This is a genomic window from Paenibacillus sp. JT31N7 (assembly GCF_059692095.1).
Genome location: NZ_JCAUAT010000001.1, coordinates 2,170,108 through 2,193,228, shown reverse-complemented (window position 1 = coordinate 2,193,228; position 23,121 = coordinate 2,170,108). Strand labels below are relative to the sequence as shown.

The following is a 23,121-nucleotide window of genomic DNA, read 5'->3' as shown; positions in this document are numbered from 1 at the left end:
ATGAGAAGATACGTCGTAAGCAAGTGGGTAAAAACGGAGGCTGTACTGCACAGTACGGCTGTGCGTCCTCATATACCGGCGACAAGGATACTATCGGAAGAATCGCTGCGGGGTATGCTGAACGAATATGGCATGGTGTACGTGAAACCTGATTGCGGGACGTTCGGCAGCGGCGTAATGCGGGTGGATTATAGCGGAAAAGATGCCAAGCCTTACCGGTATCGGCACCGGAAGACAACCCGTAGTTTTGAAACCTGCGAGGACCTGTATCAATCGCTGAAGTCGGCAGCAAGGGGACGCAAATATTTGATTCAAAAGGGCATCCGCATGCTGAAGCACGACCATAACGTGTTCGATTTGCGGGTCATGGTGCAGACCAGTCCGGCCGGACAATGGGAAACAACCGGAATGATCGGCAGAGTTTCCCAAACCGGCAAGGTGGTCACGAATTACCACAGCGGGGGCAAGCTTCGTTCCGTTGAGACCTTACTCGGTCCCTATTTTGGCCCCGAAGAGTTGAAACGTTTCAAAGCCAAACTTAAACGGCTGGCTCTCGGCACCGCTCATGCCCTCCGTTCGAAATACCCCGGTATCCGGGAAATCGGGCTGGATGTCGCTGTGGATCAGGAGCTAAAGCCGTGGGTGCTGGAAGTGAATACGAAGCCGGACCCGTATATTTTTAAAGTGCTGAAGAATAAGCGGATCTACGCAAAGGTACTGCGGTACTACAAGCTCAACAGACGCAAATGAAAAGAAACGGCCTGGCTGTATCAGCCGGGCCGTTTTGGTTGGAGAGACATTGGATCGGAGGCTCGTAAAATCCCGAATATTGAAACGCAACCAGCGAATCCGGTCAAAGCCGGATACCGGGATGAACGGGCAAGCGGTGAAAGAATAGGCCAAGCGCCGAAAGCCGCCGCTCTTAGACTTCTTCTTCTCCCGGCAATCCATCCGTACGAGCCGCTTCTTCGGGCTTAAAGGGGAACCGCAGGCGGAATGTGGTGCCTTCGCCGGGCACGCTCGATACGCTTATGTCGGCGTCGTGCGCCTCCATGAGCCGCTTCACGATCGAAAGCCCGAGGCCGGTTTCGCTCCGGTCCTTGGAGCGGGAAGGATCGGCTTTGTAGAACCGATCCCAGATCTGCTCCATCTCCTCGGCGGTCATCCCCCGCCCTGTGTCCGAGATGCTCAGCTCGGTGGCGGTCTGAGTCTGTCTCGCCGTCATCCGGATGGTGCCGTGAGACGTGAACTGGATACCGTTTTTAATCAGGTTAATCAAAATTTGCGTTACACGGTCATAGTCGCCGTAAATCATGGTGTCCGGAGGGCAGTCGATTTCCAGATGAAGGTCTTTGTCCCCGATCAGAAATTCGAAGGACTCTTTCAGCACTTCAAGCAAATCATTCAACGGATAATGCTCGCGGCGCAGTGTTATGAGACCGTTTTGTATTTTTTCCATATCCAGCAGTTCGTTGATGAGGCGGATAAGCCGGAGCGTTTCCTGCTCGATGATGCCGTAGTATTTGACCTGCTCTTCGTGTCCGGTAATATACTCGCTTTTCAAACCTTCCACAATGCCCCGGATCGAGGTGAGCGGGGTTCTCAGTTCGTGCGTCACATCGGTAATAAAACGCCTCCGCTTGATTTCGATGCGTTCCAGCTTGTGGGAGGTGAACTCCAGCTGCTCCGCCATCCGGTTGAAATCCCGGGAGAGATCCCCGAGCTCGTCCGTGCGCGTGAGATCGCAGCGAGTGTCGTACCGCCCGTCGGCGATGCGCCGGGTAGCCTGCCGGATCGAAAGGACGGCCCGGCTCATATTGCGCGAAACGATAAGCGCGACGATCATGGCGAGCACGAAAACAACGATACCGGCGAGCACGACCATTTCGTACACGCGGGAGAGCGTCTGCGTCATTCCTTTGACCGGAGACATGACGAACAGATAATTTTTGCCGTCGGAATGCTTTAATTTAAGCTCGTACGGATACACCAGATAGGGGTCCGGCCCGCTTTCTTCCACGATCAGGGCTTTACCGCTCTGAAGCTTGGGGATCTGGGCAAGCAGGCTGTCCATAAATGTTTTGGACCGGAACGTGGGAGGCGTGGTGCGCTGGTCTTTAAAATAAAGCTGTCCTTTCGCATTCATGGCGATAAAGGAAATGCCGCGCTCCCTCAGAACCGTGCGGTAGGCGCTCAGCGTCAATTCGGGCACGATTTCTTCCCGGAGAATCAGCCGCGAAATCGTATCTCCGGCGCTCTCAAGCTCTTCCGTTTTCTCGTCGTAAATGTGGATCTTGAACAGATAGACGAAAATAAAGCTCACAAGCACGAGCACAAGCAGAGACAGGAAAAGCAGCGAGACAAATTGTCTCTGGAAAAACGTGAAGCGGTGCCGGGCCGGAATCAGCCTGAATTTCATCTTATTCCTCCAGTTTGTAGCCGACTCCCCAAACCGTGGCGATCAACGGCCTCTCGGCGCTGCCGATTTTGGTGCGGAGTCTCTTGATGTGGACGTCGACCGTACGTTCATCCCCGTAAAAGTCATACCCCCACACAGCTTCGAGAAGCTGCTCCCGGGTAAACACGCGTTTGGGATAGCGGACGAGAAGGGAGATCAGATCGAATTCCCGGGGCGTCAGGTTCGTGAATTTATCCGGGCCGACGTAGACCTCGCGCGTGCTCGTATCGACTTTGATATCTTTGTAGACGAGCCGCTCTCCGTTGTCTTCGACAAGCTCCTCCGGGAACGCCGGATCCGCAGCACCGTTGTCGGCCATACTGCCGGGCCCGCTGTGGTAGCGGCGCATAATCGCTTTGATGCGTGCGAGAAGCTCCAGTGGACTGAACGGTTTCGTGATATAGTCGTCCGCACCGGATTCCAGTCCGAGTACGCGGTCGCCTTCTTCTCCGCGGGCCGTCAGCAGAATAACGGGGGTGTCCTGTGTCGTACGGATCATCCGGCACAGCTCGATTCCGCTCCGGTTCGGAAGCATCCAGTCCAGGATAATCAGGTTCCAGGAGGCTTCCCGGATCAGCGATTCGGCTTCGGAACCCGTATGCACGAACGTAACGGTTCCTTCACGTTCCAGAAAAGGGCGGAGCATTTCGCACACCGACCGGTCGTCTTCCACGACGAGCAGTTTCATTTTCGCTCAACTCCTTATATGACAAGCGGCTGTCCCGGCGGGAATTGGCCGCAACCGTAATAGTTGTTCGATGCTGCACGCGCAGCTTGTGTTAGGGCGCTTTCATAATCTTAGCATAGTCGGTCGGATAGGCGAGCGCAAGTAGCGCCGGAGCAGAAGGATTGCCCCTGTCTCCGATTGACAGCAAGCCGCTGGACATGAGAAAATGAACGCGCGTTCATTTATTTTATCCGAAAAATTTCTTACAATATACGATAACGGTCTCATCGAGTCGAACGATTACGATCCAACTAAGCGTGCGTATGTCCATTGAAATATCCATAGAAACCGGGCGGTACGGAACGCCTAGTAAGGGGTAGCGGTATGGTAACGAGAAAAGATGTGGCAAAGATGGCGGGTGTATCCGAAGCGACGGTTTCCCGCGTTTTTAACAATGTAGGACCTATTAAGGAAAGCACGAAGCAGAAAGTACTGGCGGTCGCCAAGGAGCTGAATTATCATCCCAATGCGGTGGCCCGCAGCTTCGCTCTGGGGAAAAGCGGCCATATCGGCCTGATTCTGCCGTATGTGCCGAAGGTGCATCTGTTCTCGACGTATTATTTCTCGGAAATATTGAGCGGGATCGGCGAAGGGGTCCGCAGGCACGGCTGCGATATGCTGGTCATGTTCCGTTCTCCCCACGAATCCGTGGACTACACGGAGCCTTACCGTGCCCGCAAAGTGGACGGGTGTATTTTTCTCGGGGCGCTGGACGTGCCTGCGCAGCGTGAAGGGTTCCGGGAGCTTGACCGTCAGGGAATGCCGTTCGTGCTGATCAATCAGCACTACGAAGGGGAGACCTACAGCGTTGTGGACGCCGACCACGAGCAGGGCTGCTACGAGGCCGTCAAGCACTTGCTGGACGGCGGGTACCGGCGGATTGCGTTTCTGAACGGGTCGCCGCAGTATTCCAACAGCGCGGACCGTCTGCGGGGCTATTACCGGGCCTTGAAGGAAGCGGGTCTGACGCCGGAGCCCGAGCTGATTCTGGAAGGCAACTACAGCCGGACAAGCGGCTATGCGGCCGCAGCACGGATTGCCGAACTCGGCGGCCGTGTCGATGCGGTATTCTCATCGAACGACCGGATGGCGGTCGGCCTCATGCAGGGCCTGAAAGAACGGGGCATCGTTCCCGGAGAAGATGTTGCCATCGTCGGATATGACGATTCCGAAGCCGCCAAGCTCAGCGATCCGCCGCTGACTTCCGTCTATGTCCCGTTCTTCGAGATGGGGCTTCTCGCGGCCGATGCCCTGCTGAAGCGGATTAACGCTTCCCCCGAGGAGGGCGAGCTGCCTGCTTCGTTCCATGAACGACTTTCCACGAAGCTCGTTGTTCGTGCTTCCTCCAGCTCCCGGCCGGGGGAATAAAAGTCCACTGGGAGGGACAGTTTTTTGCGGACGCGATTGCCGCCCGGATCTCTCATTGATCCCGCTAAATTCCGGTATGCTATAATAGAGAAAAAAAGACCCATTCTCAGGTTAACCTGCTTGAGCGGAGACAGCCGGGACAACCTTCTGCCCGCCCGGCGGGTGTGGCGGAAGAAAGAGGGTCTACAAAGGAGCGGATACCTTTTGGAGAAGGGACAGCTGGTCGTTGTGACCGATTTTGACGGCACGTTGATGGAGCAGGATGTAGGGGCGACCCTGATGAAAGAACTCGGCGTGGAAGACCGCCCGGATGTTCGAGGGAAACTGGAGCGTTTTTTGAACAAGGAGATCGGCTCGCGGGAATGGATCCACGCGTCCTACGGCTTGCTGGGGGACCGGCAGAAGGATGTGAACGCCATCGCCGACCGCATGAATTTGAGGGACGGGGCCGAGGAATTTCTGGCGTACTGCGGAAGCAAAAGCATTCCGGTCACCATTCTCAGCGACGGAATGAAATATTATATCGACCGCATCATGGACGCCAATCATGTAACGGTCGACACCGTTATTTCCAATCCGATTCAGTACGGGGAGGATGGCGTTTACACGTTGGGGACGCAAAACACGAACCCGGCCTGTTCCTGGTGCGGATGCTGCAAATCCGGAGTTGTGCGTAAGCTGAAAGAAGAAGGCTGCCGGGTGATATATATAGGCGACGGCAGCAGCGATATATACGGTTCGGCCTATGCCGATTGGGTTTTTGCCCGCAGCAGTCTGGCCCGTTATTTGACGCGGGAGGAGATTCCTTTTTATCCGTTTGCCACTTTTCATGATATTTTGAAGGTGGTCCGGGAGCGGGAAGAGCACTTTCTGACCGGCAGCCCGGAACGCAGGGAACCGGCAGGGCACAGCTTTTGTAAATTCTGATCGGGTTATATAAAAAGTTAAAAAGACGGCAGCCGGCTGGCGAACAGCGGCTGCCGCCTTTCGGTTGACGACCGCCCGGGCGGGAATAGATCGGCGATGATAAGCCGGGTTTTAAGTCAAATGATCGTGCAATGCCGAAACAAGCTCGGCCTGCTTCTCGGAATCGATGTTTTTCCAAATCACTTCGAACAAAACACCAAGTCCCGGAAGTGCCTGCTCTTGCCCGTCAATGGAATCGTTGATGATTTCTTTCAGCTCATCATCGGACTTTCCTTCGACCCTTTGAACAATCGCTTGCCGCAAACTGAGGATCATGCCTATACGCCTCGCTTCCGTGTGGTTTCGTCTTTAATATGCTCGAAAACGGGGGCAATCATGCTATAATAAACTTCAGTATAAGGTATCCTATAGCGTAAGGATGGAATGCCATGAAAAAACAGTTTGCGGTCATCGGAATGGGCCGTTTCGGATCGTCGGTAGCCAAAAACTTGACGGGACTCGGTTTTGAAGTTCTGGCGCTGGATCACAGCGAAGAGCGCATTCAGGAAATATCCACGGTTGTCACGCATTCCGTACAAGTGGATTGCACCGACGAAGAGGCCTTGAGGGCGCTCGGTATACAGAATTTCGACGTTGTCGTTGTGGCAATCGGTGAAAATATACAGGCCAGTATTTTGGCTACGCTTCTCCTGAAAGAAATCGGTATTCCGACCATCGTGGTCAAAGCGGCTAACGATCTCCACGGCAAGGTGCTGCGCAAGATCGGTGCCGATAAAATCATTTATCCCGAGCGGGATATGGGGCAAAGGGTCGCCCATCATCTCATTTCCCCGAATATTCTGGATTATATCGAGCTGTCCAGCGAACACAGCATTCTGGAAATGAAGGCAAGTGACCGGATGATCGGTAAAAATTTGCGTGATCTCGATCTTCGCGCGAAATTTCAGTGCAACGTGATCGCCATCAAGCGGCAGGAACAACTGATTATCCCCCCGCCCGTCGAAGCGTCTATCCAGCCGGGGGAAATTTTGATCGTGCTCGGGAACAACAAAGATTTAAAACGTTTTGAAGTCGAATACTCGGAGTAAATTAACCATGGCACAAGCAAACAACCAGCCGGACATCACGTCCGTGCAGAACAATAGAGTGAAAGAATGGGTCGGGCTGCTGGACCGCAAGGGCCGGCAGAAAGCGGGCGCGTTCCTTATCGAAGGGATTCATCTCGTCGAGGAGGCCGTCCGCGCCGGCGCTCCTGTCCGCACCCTCGTGTACGAGGCGTACAAAGGCCTGCCCGGAACATTGGCGGACCATGCCGAGGCGGCCGGCATAGAGACCGTCTCCGTTACGCGCCCGATCATGGAGCGCTGCACAGATACGGAGACACCGCAAGGAATATTCGCGGTGGTGGACAAGCCGGCGGAGCCGGCCGAGACGTTGCTGGCGGATACCGGCAGCGATCTCGTGGTCGTGGTCGACGGGGTCCAGGACCCCGGGAACCTGGGCACGATTATCCGCAGCGCCGACGCGGTCGGTGCTTCTGCGGTCGTGCTCGGACGGGGGACCGTCGACCTGTACAACCCCAAAGCGATCCGCTCGACGATGGGATCGCTGTTTCATCTGCCGATCGTGGAGGCGGATCTGCAGGAGCTTCTGCCGGCCGCGCGCGAAGCGGGCCGGCAGATCGTCGTCACGAGCCTACAGGCGGAATCGAGCTGCTATGCGCTCGATATGACCCGCCCGACCTGGCTCGTGGTGGGCAACGAAGGCCGCGGCGTGTCCGAGGCGGCCGGGGAGCTTGCCACGCATCGGGTGATTATCCCGATGCAGGGGCAGGCGGAGTCGCTCAACGTGGCGATGGCGACGACGGTGCTGCTTTTCGAGGCGTCGCGGCAGCGGCTTGCCGAGCAAAAGTAGTTATTCTTGTTCCGGTGGAGAAGTTAAGTTGCAGAGACTGCAGTGTTCGGTTAGTATCCCGGCACTCCAGTCTTTTTTAACACGTTCGAACAATTGATTGTTAACCTTTAAGTTTCATAGTTTTCAAATAGGCACTGAGTAAGGAGAATATCATTGGCAGTGTATAAAACTTTTATAAAAAAGGCAGTACATAACGCGTTAACCCAGTTTACTTTGCGGGACACTTATTTACTAGAAAATGACGTTAGCGAAAGAGCGATGACTCATAAGATTGCGGAATATCTTCAAATCGAGTTTGGCAGCTTTTACTCTGTGGATTGCGAGTATAACAGAAATCATATAACGCTAGGGTCTAAACAAATTTATGTTCTAAAGGACGAGTTAGCAGAGATTGTTAAAGATAAATCTGCTATAGAAATAATTAATGATGTAACTTATCGAGAACTTTCAGTCTATCCGGATATAATCGTGCATAAGAGGGGAAAAGAAGTAAATTTATTAGTGATCGAGGTTAAAAAATCGAACAGTCGAAGTTTTGAGCGTGATTGGGACTTTAAAAAACTGGAAGCTTATACGGACACAACTGTTAATAATTTGCATTATGAATATGGTTTGTTTATTAATTTGGATATGACTTCTTCTACGAGTCATGATGTTATCTGGTTTAAAGATGGACGAAGAGTCGGAAATTTATGAGAAGAACCCTTGGAAAATGTGTGAGTTGATATAAACATAAAGGCCTTCTTTCGTTACGAAAGAAGGCCTTTATGTGTAATTTTTTTTGCAGTCATTACTTCTTACGCGTAAACCCTTCCTCTTCCAGATACTCTACCGCTTCCTCGTAACTTTCAAAAACGGAGTCAAGGTTGAGTCCGGCATGGATAAACCACATGTCATCCTCCGGCTTGACCGTCAGCACGTGTCCGTCCGCGTTTTCCCAGGTTTGTTCGTCCGGGCCCGAAGAGCGGGTTATGTTATCTGCCGTGCCGGATGTTCCCGCGTGGGTGGTTAACGACCGGATCGCTGCGCCTGCGAGATCGCGAAGCTGCTCTTCCGAGTAATCCCGGATGTTGACGAAGCCTTTGTCGTCCGTTTCGGCGCCTTGAATCTGCCCGGCATAAATGTACCCGTTTCCGTTCGGATGAAAATGGTAGCCGACCGTTTTTTTATCAAAAGAGCTGTCTTCGTAATGAAAATTGACACGTCCGAGAGACACGTTTTTCCGCTGGAGTTCAGGGAAAGATTCCATAATGGCGATTTTTTGTTCAAAAGTGAGCATAGCTGCCTCCGTTGTAGCTTCCATGATTTAATTGCTGATTGTATCATATCCTGTCGGAAAGGGACAGACAACCGGTAAGAGCCTTCTTTTTTAAAACAAGCCTGCATAGGGTAATAGTAATGCCGCAGGACAGGGAGGAACACGGATGATCCGGCAAAGATGGAAAAGCAGGCCGACCCGCAAGCAAGGCTGGAAAAAGAGGCTGTTCATCGTGCTGCTCATTTTTACGCTTGTCTCGCTGCAGTCGTTTATTATGATCGAGCGGAATTTGAAGCCCCCGCTGATGAATCTGGCGAAAGTGCGGATCAAGCAGATCGCCACCGAATCCATCAATGAAGCGATTTCCGATAGGATTTCCAGAGGAACGGATTTCGAGAAGCTGATCGATTGGAAAACGGACAGCAGCGGCAAAGTATCCGGCTTTATGCTGAATTATTCCGAGCATATGCGGATTACCGCCGAAACCCGCGGGGCCGTTCAAAGCCAGTTGAACCGGCTGACAGCGATCCCCGAACACATCCCTCTCGGGCAGGCGATGGGAAGCGCCATTCTCGCTTCTTTCGGTCCGAATATCCCGATCCGGATTACGCCGGCCGGGGCCGTCAAGGTGGATCTCAGCACCCGGCATGAAAACGCGGGCATCAACATGATTCTCGTCGAAGTTTATATCCGGATCGTCGCCGAGGTCTCGGTCATCATTCCTTTTGATTCCGAACCTGAAATCGTCGAAACCGAAATTCCGATTTCTTATTCGCTTGTTGTCGGCGACGTGCCTATGTATTATTTCGACAACAAGGGAAATCCCGTAGGGTCGAGCAAGGACGCGGTGCCGCCGAGCATTTCGCTGCCCAATCTCAAAGGACAGCCCGCAGCGGGGAACGGCGGAAAGCAGCAGTCCGACGCTCCTGCGGAAGGAGTAACTAAACCCGAAGGGGCGGAGGAGAAAAAAGCGGAGTAACCAAACGGACGGCGGTTTGGAGGAAGTTGTCCGAAGCTTCTTAAGCTCTCCTTTTTGCGCCTTATTAGGGGGTAGCTGCCGTTGAGTACCGTTATGCGGCGCCAAACACCACGCGCTGGGAGCTTCGCATGGGGGGGCTAGCTGTGCGGCTTCCTTCATTCCGGCTCGGTCCGACTTTGCCAGAATGGGAACGCCAGGCACGCGAGGAATAGAACAAGCCCTCTCCACGGAGAAGGGCCTGTTTGTCCATCCTTTGTTTCTCGGCGGATGCGGAAGAGGGAGGGGCTATTTCCCCGCCGCTCTCTTTTTGAATTCCTCGCGCTCCCACTTCTTTAGCGACGGGTAAGGATCGAAGGGCCAATCCGCCAGGCCCCTGTCCCGGTACATGCCGAAGTGAAGGTGAGGCGGGAATTTTCCGGAGGTACCCGGCTTTCCGTAGCCCGAGCTGCCGACCCAGCCGACGACTTGTCCGGGCGCTACGACATCGCCATCCTTGATTTTTTTATCGAATCCGGACAAGTGAGCGTAGTAATGATAAATGTTATCGAGATCGCGTATGCCGATCCGCCAGCCACCGTAGGGGTTCCAGCCTTTTACCTCTATGATGCCGTAACTGGTGCTGCGCACCGGAACTCCGTAGCCGGCGAACAGGTCCGTCCCCTCGTGGATACGGAAACCGCCCCAGCCCCGGCTGGCTCCCCAAGTGCTGCGGTAGGAATATTCCGCTTTGACCGGAAGAGGAAAAGCATGCTCGTGAAGACTGAGTGTCCCGAATTTTTCATAGATATCCGCAAATTGTTCAATACGTTCGACGCTGCGCGTATTGGAATAATGCTCCCACAAGGAAATGCGGATATCTTCGGGATCGCTTCCGTGGCGCAGCATGAGCCTTGCCATCGAGGCCAGACGGTCTAGGTCGTTGCCGCGATCGGCCAGACCGTCGCCCGAACCGTCCACCCCTACGCCGCCGAAAAAGGAGATGCTCCCCGGGTCGGTGTCTTCATGGTCGGGGTTAAGCAGGCCGACCCAGGTCAGCTCCGGAAAGTCGATGCCGCTAAGCCTTTCGGGAGCGTCTTTTTTGCGGCTTTTGTTCATCGTATATTCATAGCGGTCCACAGCTGCGAGTAAGGTCCACGGTATCCCCGTGATTTCGCTGACCTTCTGAAGCAGCTCTTTGCGCTCGGCATCCGGTGCCTGCTGCTGTTTGGCTGCCGGAGTAGGCGCCTTGGCCGGCTCGGCTGCCGTCACCGTAAGGGGGCCTGCCGCGAGGCACGCCGTTAATAAGCCCGCAAGCAGCCTTTTGGACGGCAGTATTCCTTTCATGCAATCACCTCTTTTTGGTGCTGATGACATTAGGATGTACAGGCTTGGCGGATTTATCCCGCAGGGGTCCAAATAAATGCCCGGCCGGAAGTGAAGAAAAGCGGCGTGGATTGTTTGTACATTCGTGCTATAATAAAAAAAGCCCGGCTTCCGTCAGGTTTCTTGTGTTGAATGAATTGGCAAGTATTCGGATCGGGAACGTTACAAGAAAAACGCAAGGCCTTACAACCCTTGCGAACAAAAGGTGGAGCAAGCAATGGCAACTAAACCGTTACAGCGTAAGCCGGAATGGCTGAAAATAAAACTGAACACCGACGATAACTTTAAAGATTTGAAAAACATGATGCGTTCCAAAACGCTCCACACGGTATGTGAAGAAGCGAAGTGCCCCAACATTCACGAATGCTGGGCGAACCGTACGGCCACTTTCATGATCCTCGGGGACATTTGTACCCGCGCCTGCCGTTTTTGCGCCGTTAAAACCGGCCTGCCGACCGAGCTCGATCTTCAGGAGCCGGAACGCGTAGCAGACGCCGCCGCTCAGATGGGGCTCAAGCACTGTGTTGTGACGTCCGTTGCGCGCGATGATCTGAAAGACGGCGGAGCGACGATTTTCGCCGAGACGATCCGTGCCGTGCGGAGCAAAGTGCCGTTCTGCAGCGTGGAAGTGCTGATTCCCGATTTTATGGGCGATGAAGCTTCCTTGCAGATCGTGATGGACGCGAAACCCGACATTCTGAACCACAACATCGAGACTGTTGAGCGCATGTCCGATCACGTCCGGGCCAAAGCCAAATACAGCCGCTCCCTTGAGCTGCTGGCCCGGGCGAAGAAGATGAACCCGGACATTCCGACGAAGTCCAGCATCATGATCGGGGTTGGCGAGGAGTGGGATGAAATCCTGCGGACCATGGACGATCTGCGCCGTCACGACTGCGACATTATGACGATCGGACAATACTTGCAGCCGACCAGAAAACATTTGGCCGTAGAAAAATATTATACGCCGGAGCAGTTCGCTCTGTTGAAGGAAGAAGGAATGAAGCGCGGATTCAAGCATGTGGAATCCGGACCGCTCGTCCGCAGCTCGTACCATGCACATGAGCAGGTTCGATCGGCCTCACAGACGTCCGCTCCGTAACCGACGCCGGGATACAGGGGAGGAATTGGGACATGATTCATATCGGAGGCAGAGCGTACGAGCTGGTCACCGAACACCGGAACGGTTGGAATCAGGAAGTTTTCCGGGACCGTTACAGCGAAGTGCTCGAACGCTACGATTATATAGTGGGGGACTGGGGATACAATCAGCTGCGCCTCAGAGGTTTTTTTCGTGAGAATCACAGCAAAGCCGCCAAGGAATCTTCGATTGTCTATCTTCAGGATTATTTGAACGAATATTGCAACTTCGGATGCGCTTATTTTATTCTTGAAAAGCTCCCGGGCAAGCATACCCCGCCCGAACAAACAGAGGAAGAAGCTGCCGCGGAGGGAACTTCCAAGTCTTCCAGACATCAGGGACCGGGGACTTCCAGAGCGGAAGCCAAGCAGGAGTCCCGTGATGGCAAAAGCGATACCCGTGAAGCGCGTGCCGACCATAAGCAGGAGGCAAGGGAATCCCGGCAGGAGCAGAGGGGTTCTTCGAACCGCCCCCAGCGCCAGCAGGACGGCAGCCGTCCGGATGCCCAGGTTTCTCAGAAGCAGGGCAAGCAGCGTCCGCCCAGACAGCCACGCGGGGATCAGCAGCGCGGTGAGCGTTCAGCCGACGGCAAGCCGCACAATCAACGTCAGGGCGGCGGCCAAGGGCAGAACAACAACCAGAACAACAACCAGAACAACAACCAGAACAACAACCGTCCTAAGCCTTCCCAAGCTGTCGAAAATCCGGCTCCGCCTGCCGGTCCGGAATCTTCCGAATAATACCGGTTTACAGGAGCAAAGCAAAACCCTCTGTTTGTCCTTATGCGCATAAGGACAAACAGAGGGTTTTTATGTGTGTGCCCTTCAGGAAAGGGCTTGACGGGCAGTAATCAGTTTGCTTTGTTCGCTTTTTGAGCCAGGCGGACCAGCATGTGGGCGAGCATATGGCGCTCTTCGTCGCGGCCTACATTCCAGAGCTCTCTGAGCAGATTTTCTTCCGCATTGCGAGGCTCCTCATGAGTCGCCAGGTAGCCTGCTACCTTCTCGGCCGTTTTCGCAAGCTGCTCTTCACCAAGACCGATGCTTTCGCCCAAGTGTACGCGGCTGCCCAGATAGGATTTAAACTCTTCAAAGTTTTTGAGAATCTGATCCTTTTCACCTGCATCCATGCGATTCATGACATCATTCACTTTACCTGTATCCAAAGTTCCGTTTTTATCGACCATATGATTTTGTTCTGTCATCGTTAACGCCTCCTTGTATAAGGTTAGTATAATGTTACAAGACATCCTTACCCTCACGTTTCCAGCTTGAATCGGTCCTGGTTTTTTTTCCGGGCGGAACTCGTATTGACTCGGCCCCGGAGCGTTGGCTATAATAAGAGGTAACTTCTTACAAAAGGGGAAATTTTGATGTCGGTGTCCGTTCTTAACTAAACAATTCCATAACCGGAGTTCGATCACGTACCGTACAGGCTAAATGTCGCTCAAGGCGATGTTTATTTAGCTGTGCGTAACGGATTCCAGCGGATTAGTTAAGAACAGCGGAAATCAATCATCGCCCCAGGTGCATACCCGGCTTTGAGCTTATTCCGTGCTTTCTTAAAAGCACGGTTTTTTTAGTTAGCTCTCGTAAAGCCGGTTTCTGAAGAGGCGGAGAATGAGCATGCTCATTCTTCGTCTTTTTTTATTACCCATTAAAAGGAGAGAAAGACCACTCATGAATCCAAACACGTTTAAACGGTTGAATTACGAGTCCATTAAACAGCATCTGACGGAATATGCCCTTTCTTATTTGGGAAAAGAGCGGGTCGAGAATATGATGCCCATGACCCGGAAAGAGGAAATCCGCACCCGTCTCGACGAGACGGAGCAAGCCAAGAAGCTGCTGGAGCAAGGGCGGGGAGCTCCGATCCCCTCCTTGGAAGGCATACGGGACATCCTGGATTTGCTCGGTTCGGGCTATATATTCAGTGAGCGGAATTTTTCCGATATCGGACAGTTTCTGTACAGCTGCACCCAGCTTATCCGCTATATGAGGTCTCACGCGCAAGCCGCTCCGCTCGTAAACATGTACGCGGCCGGTATGAACGACCTCCCCGAGCTTCAGGCGGAAATCGAACGATGTATCCGCAGCGGAGCGATTCTGGATACGGCGAGCAAGGAGCTTTTGAAAATCCGCAAAAAGACGGCAACCGCCGAAGAGCGGCTTAAAAGCAAGCTGGCTTCTCTGGCTAACAGATACCGGTCGGTTATGCAGGAAAACCTGATCAGCATGCGGGGAGGGCACTATGTGCTGCCCATCAAAAAGGAACACCGGAAGCTGGTAAAGGGCTCGGTACTGGATGAGTCGGCAAGCGGCCAAACCGTGTATATGGAGCCTCATGAGATTGTGGAGCTTCAAAGCCAGCTTTCTTCTCTCCGAAGGGAGGAAGCCGACGAAGAAATGAAAATTTTGAGCGGATTAACGGCCGTGATGGAAGAGAACAGGGATGCTTTTCGCAATAACGTCGAGCAGGTCGGTATTTATGATTTTCTGTTTGCAAAAGCGAAGTACGCTCTGGAAATCGGGGGGGCGAACGTGAAATTAAGCGGGGAGGGTAAAATCGACCTCCGCGACGCGCGGCATCCACTGCTTGGAAACCGGATGGTGCCCCTGCATTTTGCCATCGGAGAAGCCTACAACTCTCTGATCATAACCGGCCCCAATACGGGCGGGAAAACGCTCACGCTCAAAACCGTCGGGCTTCTGACGCTGATGGCTCAATCCGGTCTGCTCGTGCCGGCTGCGGAAGGAAGTACCTTGGCGGTATTCACGCAAATAGCCGTGGACATCGGCGACGGTCAAAGTCTTGAAAATAACCTCAGTACGTTTTCGGCTCATATCCGCAACATGATGGAGATCTTAGAGAGCGCAGACCGTTCGACGCTGGTCCTTATCGATGAAATGGCGGCGGGAACCGACCCCGGTGAAGGAGTCGCCCTGTCGGTGGCTATTTTAGAGGAACTTCAGCGGAGGGGCGCGACGGTAGCGGTTACGACCCATTTTAACGAAATTAAAAAATTTGCCGAAGCGGCGGACGGTTTTGAGAATGCCCGGATGGAGTTTGATCCGGCAACGCTTCAGCCCCTCTACCGGCTGCGTATAGGGGAGGCCGGCCGGAGCTATGCTTTCCTGATTGCACAGAAGCTGGGAATGCCGGAAGGGATTATAGAACGATCGCGCGAAATCGCGTCGGAGGGAATCGGCAGGCTTGAGGATCAAGGGAAAACTGAGTGAGGGGAGTGGGTGAACCGTAACCCGCAACCCCACTTAACAAAAAAACGGGACGTCTCGGCAGCTTAAGCTTGCCGGAAACGTCCCGTTCTCTATTTCCTGGGCCAAGGAGCCCGCCAAAAGCATTATTGAAATTCTTGGCCGATGAACGCTTCGCGGACCCGGTTCCAGAACGGGAACGGGCGGTAGCGGGCGAATTTCACCTTCAGATTCGGACTCACCCGGCACCGGATCGATTCCACATCGCTGCGCTGCACATACTGATAATCGAACGCCAGGTAAACCGGGTGCTTCGATTTGGGATAAATGTCGCAGTGGTGGTGCATCGGAAGCAGCATCGGCGACCCGAGCGTCCGGTAGACGCGATTATTGATGGATGCGATTTCGGCAATCTGAATCGCGGCCAGAGACGGATGCACGATGGCGCCGCCCAGACTTTTGTTGTAAGCGGTGCTGCCCGATGGAGTGGACACGCAAATGCCGTCTCCGCGGAACATCTCGAACATTTCATCGTTGATGTCTACCTGGGCGACAAGCGTGTTCTCGATGCCTTTTAACGTGAATTCATTAAGAGCCAGACGCTGCTCCACACCTTGGGAAGAGTGAATCTCAATTTCCAGAATAGGGTATTGAACAATGCGCATGTCCTGATTGATTTCTCCGTTATGCATAAGCTCTACAAGGTAATCAAGCTGATCGGGTTTCCAGTCGGCAAAGAAACCGAGATGCCCGGTATGAATGCCCACAAAAGAAATACGGTCCAGCTTATCCGTAAATTGATGGAAGGCGATCAGCATAGTGCCGTCCCCGCCTATGGATACAACAACCTCGGGTTCCTGCTCGTCGAGCTCCATGCCGTATTGTCCGGCCAATTCGTGAAAACGGCGGGCCAGGCCGGCGGATACATCATCTTGACGCTGCACTAAGAAATATTTCAACACGGTTCCTCCTAAGAAGATGTTTGTTCGCAATAGGTATCAATGAGATTCAATGACGAAAGCGGAACGTCATGAAATTCAATGCCGACGCGATAAGAATCGCTGCTGAAGGGCGTGCTGCTCCGAACCTCGCCTATTAGGAGAAGCGGAGCTTCAACTTCAGGCAAATGGAAGGATAATTCCAACATTAGGGATTCGACCATCCTGTGCGGAGTGATCATAGAAGTGCCGCTCCGGCTGATTTCCAGAAGCCGCCCTTTAAAGGAGGGCGTTTCCTCGGCGGAACGCTGCCGGGCACCAATTACACGGCACGTGGCGTCCGTGTGCGGAGGCAGAGGCTTCCTGCAGTGCCTGCGGTTTTGATAGGAGTACAGCTCCTGCGGAGAGACGAGCTTCAGCACGCAAGAGGAGACTCCCGGGTCAAGCTGTACAAGATCGACAAAAGAATAGTAGTTGATCCCCTGATCCTGGAAAGAGAATTCGATAAAAGAAACCTGCTCCAGCTTATCAAGCGGATTGGCGAGATCAAAATATACATGCACCGAAAAAAAATCCAAGCCGGCTTCGCGCAAAAACACGCGGGTTTCCAAGCAAAAGGGCTGACCATCGGCGGTTTCTCCGACAATGATCAGCTTGCATTCCGTTTTCGGCACGAGAATATGTTGGGTCAGCGCATACGTCCAATTCATCATTATCACCATGGTTCCATGCGGCGGCATCCAGATTAGGTACACTCATTCATAACGAACCTTCTTTTCTCATAATAATCAATTACGGCCGATAACACAATGCTTAGACCCTGTAAAGCTTTAACGGAAAAAGCAGGGACGGGGGTGGATATTGGCCCGGACACCCATAATTCGCCATTTCTGCGCTGCAGGCTGAGGTTTCTTACGAGGCGGGGAGGCTACCGGAGCAGCGGATTTATGATTCACTTTTTGCAAGGCCGGTTCATAAGATAAATTGACAGAATATTCTTTCAAACAGATCGTTTCAGGAAGGAGTGAAGAAGATAAAACGAGAATAAAATAAGCAGAGAACCGGCGAAGACAACGAACGCGAGCGGAAAAAGCAGCAGCCATCCGGTACCGTCGTCCATTCCGAATTTTCCGGCAGGCAGGGTGTTCTCCAGAAGAACCCCGATTGGACGCATCGGTTTCCAAAGTACGAACACGAGCAGCGAAGCGAGTAAACTATGCAGAATGCGGGCCGTCAAAAATGGCGCGTAACGCATGTTCGTCTGGCTCAGGACGCTCACGATCTGGGCATGAACGGATAACCCTCCCCAGGAAAGAATGAAGGCGGCCGCGGCTGTCTTGAATACGAGCAGGGTCGAATCGCTCATACCGCCGGCCGCTTTGGCGCCTAACGTAACTTCGAACGTGCCCCCGATCAGCGCATCCGAGAGAGCCGGAGGGAGTTGAAGCACGCTCAGGAACATGCGCAGCAGCCCGGAGAGCATGTGAATGACACCGCTTAGGGTTAGCATTTCAAGCACGACGGAGAAAAAGACGACAAGGCTGCCCAGCAGAAAGATCAGGTTCAGCGAATTCCGAACCCCTTGGGCCAGCAAAGTGCCGAAAGGCCGCCCGTCCTCCAGCCGTGCTTTGTGCATCGCTTTGAAGGCGCGGGCCCAGACGGACGAACGATTGCCTGCGGCAGCACGGGGAGCGGGCGTCGAAGGCGCCCCTCTTCCATGGAACCGCATCAGAAAGCCGACCAGCAGGGCGCTCCCGTAATGGGCGGTCGCGACCACGGCGGCAAGGGATGCGTCATGGAAGAAGCCGACGCAGACGGCCCCGATGAGGAAGATGGGATCGGAGCTTGTCGTGAAGGCGACAAGGCGCTCGCCTTCCTCCCGGTTGACGAGCTTGTCCTTCCAGAGCTGCGAAGTCAGCTTCGCCCCGACCGGATAGCCGGAGGCAAAGCCCATGGCCACCACGAATCCGCCGATTCCGGGTATACGAAAAACGGGACGCATCATGGGATCGAAAATCATTCCGAAGAAATGGACGATTCCGAATCCGAGAAGCACCTCGGAAATAACGAAGAAAGGGAATAAGGCCGGAAAGAGCACGTCCCACCAGATGGCGACGCCCTGAACGGCAGCCGCGAGACTTTCGCGGGGATAGGCAACCATAAGCGCAGCGATGCCGATGATCAGTACACACAAAGGAATAAGGGTAAAGACGGAACGCCTCGACATGGGGTTTGTACACCTCCTCCCTAACGTATATGAGCGGCGGTAGGCAAACATGCTTTTTGTAAGCGTATACTTAGTTTTTCGAAAACACTGGAAGTTGAACTTAAGTATGGTACAATGGTACTAAACCTGGTTTTTCATCCTGTAACCGTGGGAGTGAAACTTATGGCTGGAGTAATTTCTGGACTGTTGGTATGCTTTTTTGTTTACGTGATAAGGGAAGCCCTTATAAATGCGGCGGAAGACGATCTGGAAGGATATTGAGCCGAGCAGTCAGGTCTGTTTAGCGCAGTGTCCGCAGGTTGTTCAGCGCCGACGATTATAGTTGCCAAAGGATGACCGCAGCATGAATATCGATGATTCAACGACAACGCTGTACGAGCGTATGGGCGGGGAGCCTGTCCTGCGCAGGCTGGTGGAAGCTTTCTATCCGAAGGTGCAGGAGAATCCGCTGCTCGGCCCTCTTTTCCCGGAGGATATCCGTCCGGTAATGGAGAAACAAATTCAGTTTCTCACCCAATTTTTCGGCGGGCCCATGCTTTACACGATGGAGCACGGACATCCGATGATGCGGGCGCGCCATATGCCTTTTCCCGTTACGAGAGACAGAGCGGATGCCTGGCTGTCCTGTATGCGCGAGGCTGCCCGGGAAATCGGCCTTCCCGATGATTTGGCGGGAATTCTGCTTGCGAGACTGCAGGCGCCGGCCTATCATTTCGTGAATCAGGAATAAGGGAGGGACACGTCCTGCAGGAATACTGCCCTAATCCCCCAATAATTTCAAAACGCTTATTGAAACACGCATGCTCTTTTCCGCATGGTACTTCAATAAGCGTTTTGTTGTTCCAGGAGCGAAGGCTCCGGAGATTCGGTGCATAGGGTAATCCGATTCTTACCCGTATTTTTGGAGATATACAGGGCGCGGTCCGCTTCGTCGATCAGCAGCTGCAAATCGGTGGCGGCATCCTCGGCCGCAGAGATGCCGATCGAAACGGTGACCGGCGTCGTCTCCGCATGCTCGAACGGATGAGCCGCAACGGCAAGCCGGATTTGCTCGGCGTACTCCCGGAGCTTGACGGGATCGGTTTCCGTGCTCATCAGGATAAATTCTTCACCTCCGTAGCGGGCGATATAATCATGCTCCGCGACAGCGTTCTTCAGAAGGCGCCCCGTTTCCCGGAGAAGCTGATCCCCTTGCAGGTGACCCCAGCAGTCGTTATACTGCTTGAAATTGTCGATGTCGATCATAAAGATGGAAACCGCACGGAAGCCGAGCGTACGCCCCGCTATTTCAAAAAAGCTCCTCAGATTCGGAAGCCCCGTCAGCAGATCCTGGCTTGCCTTCATCTCGAGCTTGCGCTGGGTCAGCCACTTGGCGTTTTCGTCGTTGCTCATCCCGATCAGAATGCAGACGGAGACAGCCGATACGACGGACATAAACAGCAGTGGGTACGATTCGCTCAGCGCGTGCCTTCCCGTATGCGCGGCCGCGTAAATGACGACCTGGGTCAGGAACAGGAGCACGCTGATTTTCAAACCGGCCCGGATCGGAATCGGCTTGCTGCCGGTCCTGAATTCGGAACGATGAAAGCCCGAACTGAGAACAGCCGGGATAATCAGACTCTGCAGCGTTTGTATCACCCACATGGAATCTTCCACGGTCAGGAAACAGTAGAGCGTGGGGAGGAGGGTGGAGAACAGGGCGTTGCCGAGCCCGTAACGCAGCCCCGCCATGACGACGGGAAGGTAGCGCAGGTCTACGGCGCCCGTATCCAGCGAAAGCGGCTGCTGCATCAGCAGAATGCAGGCCAGGCCGGTCAGTACGGGTGAAGCTATTTTTTCATAATTTTCAAAAAAATTCATGCGCTGTATTTTCAGCGCCAAATAGCTGAGGGTGACCAGGGTACAAGCAATGGTGAGGGCAACCAGATATTCACTCAAGCGGAACCACTCCTCGTTATTGCAATGGATGGCTCGTCTTACCGTTTTCTGAAAGGCCGGTCCGCGAGCAAATAATCCGTATCCGTGTCTACCAGCGTCACTTTCTCACGGCAGCAGGGAAACACGAGAAGTTTTTTCTTGCCTTCATGGATTGGAAGTAAGTCTTTAGTCCTTAAAGGCAGGAGCACGTTAGATTGGCTGCAGAACGGGCACTCGGCTACATAAATATCTTTCAAAACGGTTTCATAAGGCCATGTATGACTAAAAGGAAGCATCATTTTATTTCGTTTCACTTTCGGAATCCGGTGACGGATCCTCATCGGGCTTGGACGAAGCGAGCTCGGCCAGCTTTTGCAGCAGAATATGCTGAGGCATGTGCATCAGGTGCTCGAGCGGTACGCCCAGGTGCTTGGCAAGCTTGACCGCCGTGTCCGGAGAAATGTTCAAGGGTTTCATTAGACCTATCCTTTCTTCGGGAAAAATGGTTCTTTTTATCTATTGATATCATATTTCTTTAGAAGAAGCAATTGGGTGAATAAACGGTCCCTCCTCCATACTGTATCCTATCAGGGGCCCTCTCACAACAAGACGGAAGACCCTTCTTTTGTTTGAAGGAAGTTTATGGTTTAATGTTACCGTAGGTCAATTTGCTCTTTACCCTCTAACCGGAAAGGTGGATTACACATGCATACACCGTTGAATCAGACCTGGGATCTGGACGTATTTTTCCCGGGCGGCAGCGAATCTCCCCAGTTTGCCTCGTTTCTGAACGACCTGGACGGCGATATCGCCGCATTCCGCGCCAGTCTCGAGAAAGCGTCGTCCCCTCAAACCGCCGGCGATTCGGCTGACTTTAAGGCGCTAATAGATCAATATCAGGGCATTTTAAAACGAATCCGTGAAGCGGATTCATTCGTAGGCTGCCTCGTGGCCGATAATCAGAAGGACAAGAAAGCCGTCCAGCTCGGCGGTAAAGTGAAAACACTCTATGCCGATTTCCTGGCATCCCTGACCCGTCTGGACCCGGTTATCACGGGAACGCCGGACGAAGTCTGGAGCGCTCTGCTTGAGCAGGAAGGCCTCCGCGAGATCGCGTTTTCCCTGAACGAGCGCAGAGCGCAGGCGAAAGAGAAGCTTCCGCCGGAGCAGGAAGCTCTGATCAGCGACTTGGCCGTTGATGGCTATCACGGCTGGAACGACCTTTACAACACGACGGTGAGCCAGTTCCGCATGGTGGTGGAAGAAAACGGCGAGCGCCAGGAGCTGTCGGCGGGCCAGGCTTTCAACCGCCTGCATACGCCTGAGCTTGCGAAGCGCACCGAGCTTTTCAGCCAGTGGGAAGAGGCGTGGGCCGAGAAAGCCGATTTTGCGGCAGAGGCACTCAACCATATCGCCGGCTTCAGGCTGCAGGTTTACAAGCAGCGCGGCTGGGATTCCGTACATAAAGAACCGCTTGAAATCAACCGCATGAGCAAGCAGACGCTGGATGTCATGTGGGATGTTATCACCCGCAATAAGAGTGTGCTCGTCGATTATCTGAACCGCAAAGCACAACTGCTGGGTCTTGAAAAGCTGGCGTGGGCGGATGTGGACGCCCCTCTGGAAGGCGGAACGAAGACCGTCGGCTACGACGAAGGCGCCAAGCTGATTGTCGACCAGTTCCGCGACTTCAGCCCGCGTCTGGCGGATTATGCCGCGGAAGCGTTCGAGAACCGCTGGATCGAAGCGGAAGACCGCGCAGGCAAGCGTCCGGGCGGCTTCTGTACGTCGTTCCCGCTGGCGAAGCAGACGCGCATTTTCATGACCTACAGCGGAACGCTGAACAACCTGTCCACGCTCGCTCACGAGCTCGGCCACGGCTTCCATCAGTATCTGATGGATGATATGCCGGCGCTGGCCCAGGAATACGCCATGAACGTGGCGGAGACGGCTTCCACCTTCGCGGAGCTGATCGTCTCCGACGCGGCTGTAAAAGCGGCTGTCAGCGACGACGAGCGCATCGTCCTGCTGGAAGACAAAATTCAGCGCGCGGTCGCGTTCTTCATGAACATTCACGCGCGGTTTATTTTCGAGACTAACTTCTACGACGAGCGCCGCAAAGGTCTCGTAAGCTCAGACCGCCTCAGCGAGCTGATGGTCCAGGCGCAGAAAGAAGCGTTCAACGATTCGCTCAGCGCTTATCACCCTCATTTCTGGGCGGCGAAACTGCACTTCTACGCGACGGATGTACCGTTCTACAACTTCCCGTATACGTTCGGCTTCCTGTTCAGCGCAGGCATTTATGCGCGCGCGCTCGAAGAAGGAACCGCGTTCGAGGACAAATACGCGGCGCTTCTCCGGGATACCGGCAGCATGACGGTCGAGGACCTGGCTCATAAGCACCTCGGCGTCGATCTGACCCAGCCGGATTTCTGGCAGAGCGCGGTCGATACCGTTATCGAAGACGTGAACGAATTCATGCGTCTGACGGAAGGCAAAGTGAAGTAAAGTAAAACCGTTCATTACAGCCCAAAGAACCTTCAAATCCACCATTTGTGGAGGCGAAGGTTCTTTCTACGTGAACACGCCGGCGGGCAGGAACTAATTGTTCCTTAAGATGACTTTCCGCAGCCGTCTCATTTAAACGGCCGCTGTATCATAGGCGCCCGGTTTTGTGCCCGGCCAAGTCT

Annotated in this window: 23 protein-coding genes and 1 pseudogene; 12 read left to right on the top strand and 12 right to left on the bottom strand. The window is 53.7% G+C overall.

The annotated features are described in order from the left end of the window. On the top strand, positions 1-750 hold the full coding sequence (locus AC58P5_RS09960; RefSeq protein ID WP_497385973.1) for a YheC/YheD family protein: 750 nt from the start codon (positions 1-3) through the stop codon (positions 748-750). A gap of 172 nt (positions 751-922) precedes the next feature. On the opposite strand, the gene AC58P5_RS09955 is transcribed toward AC58P5_RS09960, so the two are convergent. Then, positions 923-2,419, bottom strand: a complete 1,497-nt coding sequence (locus AC58P5_RS09955) for an ATP-binding protein (RefSeq protein WP_497385972.1) — start codon at positions 2,417-2,419, stop codon at positions 923-925. A gap of 1 nt (position 2,420) precedes the next feature. Beyond that, positions 2,421-3,146 (bottom strand): winged helix-turn-helix domain-containing protein, encoded by a 726-nt coding sequence (locus AC58P5_RS09950; protein WP_497385971.1) that lies wholly within the window; start codon positions 3,144-3,146, stop codon positions 2,421-2,423. A 363-nt stretch (positions 3,147-3,509) separates the two neighbouring features. Between AC58P5_RS09950 and AC58P5_RS09945 the strand changes: the two genes are divergently transcribed. After that, positions 3,510-4,553: a LacI family DNA-binding transcriptional regulator gene (locus tag AC58P5_RS09945; RefSeq protein WP_497385970.1), complete on the top strand. Its 1,044-nt coding sequence runs from the start codon at positions 3,510-3,512 to the stop codon at positions 4,551-4,553. A 204-nt stretch (positions 4,554-4,757) separates the two neighbouring features. Further along, entirely contained in the window at positions 4,758-5,480 is a 723-nt protein-coding gene (locus AC58P5_RS09940) for an MtnX-like HAD-IB family phosphatase (RefSeq protein WP_497385969.1), read from the top strand. A gap of 111 nt (positions 5,481-5,591) precedes the next feature. On the opposite strand, the gene sspI is transcribed toward AC58P5_RS09940, so the two are convergent. After that, the gene (gene sspI / locus AC58P5_RS09935; RefSeq protein ID WP_497385968.1) at positions 5,592-5,795 is read right to left on the bottom strand and encodes a small acid-soluble spore protein SspI; all 204 of its coding nucleotides are present in this window, start codon (positions 5,793-5,795) and stop codon (positions 5,592-5,594) included. 113 nt (positions 5,796-5,908) lie between these two features. On the opposite strand from sspI, the gene AC58P5_RS09930 reads away from it, so the two are divergent. The 3 genes from AC58P5_RS09930 (at position 5,909) to AC58P5_RS09920 (ending at position 8,090) form a co-directional block, all read left to right on the top strand. After that, positions 5,909-6,568, top strand: a complete 660-nt coding sequence (locus tag AC58P5_RS09930; protein ID WP_497385967.1) for a potassium channel family protein — start codon at positions 5,909-5,911, stop codon at positions 6,566-6,568. Positions 6,569-6,575: 7 nt separating this feature from the next. Next, complete coding sequence (locus AC58P5_RS09925; RefSeq protein ID WP_497386057.1) at positions 6,576-7,394, top strand: TrmH family RNA methyltransferase; 819 nt, start codon at positions 6,576-6,578, stop codon at positions 7,392-7,394. Between the two features lie 153 nt (positions 7,395-7,547). Next, positions 7,548-8,090 carry a hypothetical protein gene (locus AC58P5_RS09920; RefSeq protein ID WP_497385966.1) on the top strand — a complete coding sequence of 181 codons (543 nt, stop codon included), beginning with the start codon at positions 7,548-7,550 and terminating at the stop codon, positions 8,088-8,090. 94 nt (positions 8,091-8,184) lie between these two features. On the opposite strand, the gene AC58P5_RS09915 is transcribed toward AC58P5_RS09920, so the two are convergent. After that, positions 8,185-8,673, bottom strand: coding sequence for a hypothetical protein (locus AC58P5_RS09915; protein WP_497385965.1), 489 nt, complete (start codon positions 8,671-8,673; stop codon positions 8,185-8,187). Positions 8,674-8,818: 145 nt separating this feature from the next. On the opposite strand from AC58P5_RS09915, the gene yunB reads away from it, so the two are divergent. After that, positions 8,819-9,631: a sporulation protein YunB gene (gene yunB / locus AC58P5_RS09910; RefSeq protein WP_497385964.1), complete on the top strand. Its 813-nt coding sequence runs from the start codon at positions 8,819-8,821 to the stop codon at positions 9,629-9,631. A 285-nt stretch (positions 9,632-9,916) separates the two neighbouring features. Here the strand turns inward: yunB and AC58P5_RS09905 are convergent, their stop codons facing one another. Continuing rightward, positions 9,917-10,954: a M23 family metallopeptidase gene (locus AC58P5_RS09905; protein WP_497385963.1), complete on the bottom strand. Its 1,038-nt coding sequence runs from the start codon at positions 10,952-10,954 to the stop codon at positions 9,917-9,919. 244 nt (positions 10,955-11,198) lie between these two features. Between AC58P5_RS09905 and lipA the strand changes: the two genes are divergently transcribed. Next, positions 11,199-12,095 carry a lipoyl synthase gene (gene lipA, locus AC58P5_RS09900; protein WP_497385962.1) on the top strand — a complete coding sequence of 299 codons (897 nt, stop codon included), beginning with the start codon at positions 11,199-11,201 and terminating at the stop codon, positions 12,093-12,095. Positions 12,096-12,127: 32 nt separating this feature from the next. After that, positions 12,128-12,874, top strand: a complete 747-nt coding sequence (locus AC58P5_RS09895) for a YutD family protein (protein WP_497385961.1) — start codon at positions 12,128-12,130, stop codon at positions 12,872-12,874. Positions 12,875-12,984: 110 nt separating this feature from the next. Here the strand turns inward: AC58P5_RS09895 and AC58P5_RS09890 are convergent, their stop codons facing one another. Next, positions 12,985-13,338: a DUF3243 domain-containing protein gene (locus AC58P5_RS09890; RefSeq protein WP_497385960.1), complete on the bottom strand. Its 354-nt coding sequence runs from the start codon at positions 13,336-13,338 to the stop codon at positions 12,985-12,987. A 475-nt stretch (positions 13,339-13,813) separates the two neighbouring features. Here AC58P5_RS09890 and AC58P5_RS09885 point away from each other — a divergent pair. After that, positions 13,814-15,349: pseudogene (locus tag AC58P5_RS09885) on the top strand (endonuclease MutS2); the annotation flags it as partial. A 146-nt stretch (positions 15,350-15,495) separates the two neighbouring features. On the opposite strand, the gene AC58P5_RS09880 reads toward AC58P5_RS09885, so the two are convergent. From AC58P5_RS09880 to ylbJ, 3 genes are all read right to left on the bottom strand, one after another. Continuing rightward, positions 15,496-16,308, bottom strand: coding sequence for an NAD kinase (locus AC58P5_RS09880; RefSeq protein WP_497385959.1), 813 nt, complete (start codon positions 16,306-16,308; stop codon positions 15,496-15,498). 11 nt (positions 16,309-16,319) lie between these two features. After that, the gene (locus AC58P5_RS09875) at positions 16,320-17,000 is read right to left on the bottom strand and encodes a PilZ domain-containing protein (protein WP_497385958.1); all 681 of its coding nucleotides are present in this window, start codon (positions 16,998-17,000) and stop codon (positions 16,320-16,322) included. A gap of 287 nt (positions 17,001-17,287) precedes the next feature. Continuing rightward, complete coding sequence (gene ylbJ / locus AC58P5_RS09870) at positions 17,288-18,514, bottom strand: sporulation integral membrane protein YlbJ (protein WP_497385957.1); 1,227 nt, start codon at positions 18,512-18,514, stop codon at positions 17,288-17,290. Between the two features lie 343 nt (positions 18,515-18,857). On the opposite strand from ylbJ, the gene AC58P5_RS09865 reads away from it, so the two are divergent. After that, a complete protein-coding gene (locus AC58P5_RS09865) occupies positions 18,858-19,244 on the top strand; it encodes a globin domain-containing protein (protein ID WP_326055644.1) in 387 nt (128 codons plus the stop codon). 92 nt (positions 19,245-19,336) lie between these two features. On the opposite strand, the gene AC58P5_RS09860 is transcribed toward AC58P5_RS09865, so the two are convergent. Genes AC58P5_RS09860 through AC58P5_RS09850 form a run of 3 tightly spaced genes read right to left on the bottom strand, consistent with a single transcriptional unit; the run spans position 19,337 to position 20,908 of the window. Then, entirely contained in the window at positions 19,337-20,452 is a 1,116-nt protein-coding gene (locus AC58P5_RS09860; protein WP_497385956.1) for a GGDEF domain-containing protein, read from the bottom strand. Positions 20,453-20,490: 38 nt separating this feature from the next. Continuing rightward, positions 20,491-20,727: a hypothetical protein gene (locus AC58P5_RS09855; protein ID WP_413006781.1), complete on the bottom strand. Its 237-nt coding sequence runs from the start codon at positions 20,725-20,727 to the stop codon at positions 20,491-20,493. Between the two features lie 4 nt (positions 20,728-20,731). Then, positions 20,732-20,908 (bottom strand): YycC family protein, encoded by a 177-nt coding sequence (locus AC58P5_RS09850; protein WP_497385955.1) that lies wholly within the window; start codon positions 20,906-20,908, stop codon positions 20,732-20,734. A gap of 228 nt (positions 20,909-21,136) precedes the next feature. On the opposite strand from AC58P5_RS09850, the gene AC58P5_RS09845 reads away from it, so the two are divergent. Next, the gene (locus tag AC58P5_RS09845; RefSeq protein WP_497385954.1) at positions 21,137-22,939 is read left to right on the top strand and encodes a M3 family oligoendopeptidase; all 1,803 of its coding nucleotides are present in this window, start codon (positions 21,137-21,139) and stop codon (positions 22,937-22,939) included. Positions 22,940-23,121: the final 182 nt, after the last annotated feature.